Origin of the sequence: Acinetobacter sp. BSP-28, assembly GCF_044130285.1 — a bacterium.
Taxonomy (GTDB): Bacteria; Pseudomonadota; Gammaproteobacteria; order Pseudomonadales; family Moraxellaceae; genus Acinetobacter.
Genome location: NZ_JBIQOB010000050.1, coordinates 1 through 4559, shown reverse-complemented (window position 1 = coordinate 4559; position 4559 = coordinate 1). Strand labels below are relative to the sequence as shown.

The 4559-nt window shown below is 40.9% G+C and carries 7 protein-coding genes and 1 pseudogene; all 8 read right to left on the bottom strand.

The window, feature by feature from the left end:
• Positions 1–815 (bottom strand): annotated as a pseudogene (locus ACE01R_RS17450) (terminase); the annotation flags it as partial.
• Complete coding sequence (locus ACE01R_RS17445; protein ID WP_395552758.1) at positions 812–1315, bottom strand: DUF2280 domain-containing protein; 504 nt, start codon at positions 1313–1315, stop codon at positions 812–814. The gene ACE01R_RS17445 and the pseudogene ACE01R_RS17450, both read right to left, overlap by 4 nt.
• 45 nt (positions 1316–1360) lie before the next feature.
• Entirely contained in the window at positions 1361–2002 is a 642-nt protein-coding gene (locus ACE01R_RS17440; protein WP_395552757.1) for a putative metallopeptidase, read from the bottom strand.
• Positions 1953–2399, bottom strand: a complete 447-nt coding sequence (locus ACE01R_RS17435; protein WP_395552759.1) for a hypothetical protein — start codon at positions 2397–2399, stop codon at positions 1953–1955. Before ACE01R_RS17435 ends, ACE01R_RS17440 begins: the two co-directional genes overlap by 50 nt.
• Positions 2400–2434: 35 nt before the next feature.
• A complete protein-coding gene (locus ACE01R_RS17430; RefSeq protein ID WP_395552756.1) occupies positions 2435–2659 on the bottom strand; it encodes a hypothetical protein in 225 nt (74 codons plus the stop codon).
• A gap of 87 nt (positions 2660–2746) precedes the next feature.
• The gene (locus ACE01R_RS17425; protein ID WP_395552755.1) at positions 2747–2920 is read right to left on the bottom strand and encodes a hypothetical protein; all 174 of its coding nucleotides are present in this window, start codon (positions 2918–2920) and stop codon (positions 2747–2749) included.
• Between the two features lie 754 nt (positions 2921–3674).
• Positions 3675–3902 (bottom strand): hypothetical protein, encoded by a 228-nt coding sequence (locus ACE01R_RS17420; RefSeq protein ID WP_395552754.1) that lies wholly within the window; start codon positions 3900–3902, stop codon positions 3675–3677.
• Between the two features lie 138 nt (positions 3903–4040).
• A complete protein-coding gene (locus tag ACE01R_RS17415) occupies positions 4041–4478 on the bottom strand; it encodes a hypothetical protein (RefSeq protein WP_395552753.1) in 438 nt (145 codons plus the stop codon).
• Positions 4479–4559: the final 81 nt, after the last annotated feature.

Here is a 4559-nt window from a genome sequence, read left to right as displayed (position 1 = left end):
TTCTTATCAGGATTAGCTCTCCAAGGCATAGTAAAGACGGCGTAACGACCGCTAAAACGATCCTGGTGAAAGCGATCGCCGATACCATTGGGAGTAGACCCTTTGATATGAACGTTTGTATTCTGGGAAATTGCAGCGTCTACCGCTTCTTGACGCTCTACGAATGCCCATTCATCCAGAAAGTACATTGTAGTACGACCACCACGGCCAATGTTGTCACCAGCTTCACCAGTAACGGTTGCGCCGTTGTCCGGGTTAATGATTCGCATGTAGTTGTCATGTACTTTTTCAACAAAGCCCTTCGGCTTCATCCAGTCTGGCAACTTGGAAAACATGTCCCGGAACTTATGCAGCAATGTCTTTGGATCGCCTTTCTTATCAACCAGATCCTCTTTACGACTACCAACACCTCCAGCGAAGCCTTCGACAAATAACCACCGGTGCAAGTAAAAACCCAAGACTACATAACTCATCCCTTCATCACGACTTTTTTCAATCAGGCCATGTGTTTGGGTGCTCTCACGTTCAATCAACCAATCTACGAGTTCAACCTGACCAGGGCGCAAGACAAAAGGAATATTCGCCGGCAATCCAAAAGGCATACCCCGAGGATCATAGGTCCATACCCAGTGATTAAACCAATGTGCTGGATCATTTTTGCATTTATAGATTTCAGCCTGAATACTTAGCTCATTCTGTTCTATCAGCATTCGGTAGTAATAACGCCGTGTCATTTCTTCAATGACTTCTGGCAGACGTGTATTGATCGTCCACTCTTTAATTAGTGGTGCTATCTCTTCAATTGCATAAGTCATAACTTGCCATTAATTGCCAAACGTGAAAGCTCCTGTGCAGATAGCTTTGCAAGTTCCTCCGGTGTGAATTGATGTCTATTGGTATTGGTATTTTCTGTTTGTAATGGTCCACCATCCTTGCCTGTGATTTCTATTTTCTTTTCATAATGGCCTTTGACAATCTTCTGCATCTGATCAATCAATTTGATTGCCATCACTACGTTGCCTTTTTTAGATACCAATAGATCGCTGAGAATTTTCAACTGAACAATATCGTTTGCACCTTCAATATTGTGAAGTGGCTGTTCAATGTATTCCTTACGCGCCTCATTGAATAGATCAATAAATTCCTGTGCTAGATCTGCGCTAGCTGCTTTCGTTGGGTCGTAATATTCCACCTGTTGAGGAGAGACATCTACATTAAATTTTTCCTTGATATCCCTTACTACATCAGAGATAGGCATAAACTGTGCAAGTGACCGAACAATAAAGATTTTTTCCGCTTTTTTGAGCCTTGCCATAAGTCACCATCCATCAAGGAATTTCAAGGAAAGTGGGCAAAAAAATTAACCAATCACACAATTCCCACAGCATGCAGCAATATTAGTTTCAGATACAAACGGCGCATTCTTGGCGATTTCCAAAAGTCGTTTTACAGACTCATCAGCACCCCACCGTTTTGTTTCACCAAAGAACACTTCCACATCATGGCCAGCCAAGTAATGTTTAGGCAGACCTGTATGGTCGCTATAAATGATTTCACCATCTGCATCACGCTCAACGCCGATGTGATACAGCTCATGTTCAATCAAACGGCAAAACTCACGATCTGAAGTTTGCTCACAAAATGCCGCGTCTACAGTAATGAGATACACTGGCACAAAACCAAACCAGTCACGCATCTGCTGTTCTTGTCGTGCTTTCTTCCATCCACCCTGGTTAAACATCACTTTTTCACATTGCCCCAGCACCATTCGTTTTTTAGCTACGGCGGCACTTGATGCCCATGCGAATGCAAGGAATTCTTCATTGTCATGTAATAGCTCAGCAATATGATCATGATCCGGGTTATGAAGTTCACCGCCAATGGTCAGCCAGTTTTTAACAACCCATTCTTTTAATTCCACGGCGGGTGCCTGGCGAATCGCTTCTTCTTCCTCAGCCTGATCCATCAGATCTGTCGGCGGGAATGGTCTGAACTGTTCCATATGATGCCTTTAAATTTCTTAGCCAAGTTGTTGCACGACCCATGTTGATATCAGCAATCTCAAAACGAATGAACCGATACCCCATAGCTTCAGCGTGATCATATCGATCAATACTCCATGCTTTTGTTGCAAGCCGACCTCTACGACCACCTGACCAAGGACCACCTGCAATTTCAATCAGCATTCGATATTCAATGAGATGGAAATCAAAACGCCAATGTTTTGTGCTTTTGAAGTGAAAATATTCTTCATACTTGATTTCCATGCGATCAAGTATCTCTTTGAATCGCTCGAACGCTTCCAGGTATTTTTCACCAGCTTTAGGCAATGGTCTGGTACGCGGTTTCTTCTTAGGTGGAATTTTATTGGTCAGGATTTTATAGGCGTTGAGTTCCATAGCTAAGCCCATTAAAAAACCTCCCGAAGGAGGTTTCATTCTATTATTTTAATAATCACTACTATCCTGTCACCCAAGGTAAATGTCATATTTGGTACTACTGACTTTCTCGGCAGCTTTTTGTATGGACGGGTTGTTGATCGTAGAAAATTACCTTCGTTGTCATGATAGAAAAAATTTAAAAAGCCAGAGGTAACGTCTTCTTCTGCTATAAACTCTATCAGCTCACCTGTGTATTGATCTTGAACAATAATTTTCATGGTGGTGCCTTATATTAATTTGGCCCTATAATTTTATCACGAAAAGTTAATCCACCCATCTTGATACCATTACTTCGAATCATCCCGTTACACGTAAAGAACCGTCCGCAAATTCTTAATACGCTCTTTAAGCCCAATCATGATTTCATCAATCACCATCAACTGGTGACGCTTTAAACCAGAACGACTGAGATTCTGATACTTAGATAGCTCAGCACTGCAAAATTCTAAGTCTTGTTTCGCTTGTACTTTGTCTGTCATGGGTACCACCAATAAGAAAAGAAAAACCCCGCCAATAATGCATATTGAGCGGGGTCTTATGTGCCGTAATACGTCCGGCAAATTAATCAACTTCTTTCAAGCAATCCCGACACACTTTGATTTCTTCATCATCAATCGTGTAATCGATTTCAGTTGCACCATGTAGGCCGAATAAACACATTAAGAATCGGAGCATTACTTTTCTCCATGCAAAAAAAAGCCCATTCGAGGGTGAGTGGGCTTGTAAACTAAGGACCTTGGAGGGTCATTCAGAAACTACAGCTGTTTCTAGCAGCAATCATGCATACTTGTTCGTGAATTTTTTGTGAAAAGTTAAAACAAATCTGGGTGCCCTGATATTGCTTACACAGAACATTTCTCAAGGCATAAAAGGATGTGGCGATCTGCCACACCCTTGCCTTAGATTACGATATTGACCAGCTCGGCAACTGATCTACCGCTACTCACAATCACACAAACCTCACATGCACGGTCTGCTTCACTTGCTTTCATTCTCTTTAGGTCGGGGTGCCAAACCCTATTCTGGGTGCTTTACTCGAAGGCATGTTCTGCAAATTGGCTTTTTGCAGGCATTAAAAAAGCCAATGCAATATTGGCTTTACATCTAGCAGAGAAGTTTATTTTTTATAAGATTAGGCTTTCATGACAATTCTCCAGATCAAAACACTTATGCACGTCACAAGCACCTTTTGAATAGGCAATAAAAAAGCCCCCAGTTTTGGAGGCTCCTTAGTTATCTTGTTGGACCAAGCTTTATTATCTCATCACCAACATACTCGCATACCCACATACTGACCTTAAATAAAGAATCAATCGCTTCTTGTTCTGATTTAAATTTTGTCGCTGACTCTACGTCTTCAACAATGTGGATTGCACCATCTGACCACACTTGAGCATATTTATAATATTTCTCATCACCTTTAATACTACTACTTGTGATTCCAATATACTGTTTTGTCACCTGATTATTCTCTATTTTACTTTGGAGATATATGTATAACACAGGCATTAAAAAAGCCCACCATTTGGCGAGCTTTTAAATTAACTTAGTGCATCACATACACTTCGGTCACTATAACAGAATATACGTGTTTCTCATTTAAATGACAAGTCTTTTATCATGACCAGCTAAATACCAACGACCACCAGATATCATATTGTTTATTGAGCTTCGACTTAACTTGAACTCAGCATCCATCTGATCAAGTGTCAGGCCCCTTACCTGTTTTTGAATGTAAAGCTCAATAGCAGCCTTAGCTGAGTCACAAATGCGATTACTAAGCCTAATATCACGAATCAATTTATGAACTTCTTCAAATTCAAAATCTCTCATTTGCAAGATAATTGTTTTGTTATTTCTTGCTGGCTTTCCACTATTCTCTTGAACCAACCAATAAATTTGATTAATACCTAAATCATCAGGCTCATTCCCGCCGCGCATTCGGTTTATTGAAATAAATGCACCATACTGACTTAACCACCCATCAATGTTGTGTTTCGACCAATCCATTACTTTTGCTTTCACCACTGCATTCATCCCAAATCCCCTACCATCTTCTCAATCTGCTGAATTGCTAAACCTGACTTCACTTGCTCTGTACTAAACCGTATTACCTGG

Excerpts from the sequence above, each read along its gene's own strand:
- ACE01R_RS17445 (WP_395552758.1), bottom strand. The coding sequence starts at position 1,315 with ATGGCAAGGCTCAAAAAAGCGGAAAAAATCTTTATTGTTCGGTCACTT.
- ACE01R_RS17425 (WP_395552755.1), bottom strand. The coding sequence starts at position 2,920 with ATGACAGACAAAGTACAAGCGAAACAAGACTTAGAATTTTGCAGTGCT.
- ACE01R_RS17430 (WP_395552756.1), bottom strand. The coding sequence starts at position 2,659 with ATGAAAATTATTGTTCAAGATCAATACACAGGTGAGCTGATAGAGTTT.
- ACE01R_RS17435 (WP_395552759.1), bottom strand. The coding sequence starts at position 2,399 with ATGGAACTCAACGCCTATAAAATCCTGACCAATAAAATTCCACCTAAG.
- ACE01R_RS17415 (WP_395552753.1), bottom strand. The coding sequence starts at position 4,478 with ATGAATGCAGTGGTGAAAGCAAAAGTAATGGATTGGTCGAAACACAAC.
- ACE01R_RS17440 (WP_395552757.1), bottom strand. The coding sequence starts at position 2,002 with ATGGAACAGTTCAGACCATTCCCGCCGACAGATCTGATGGATCAGGCT.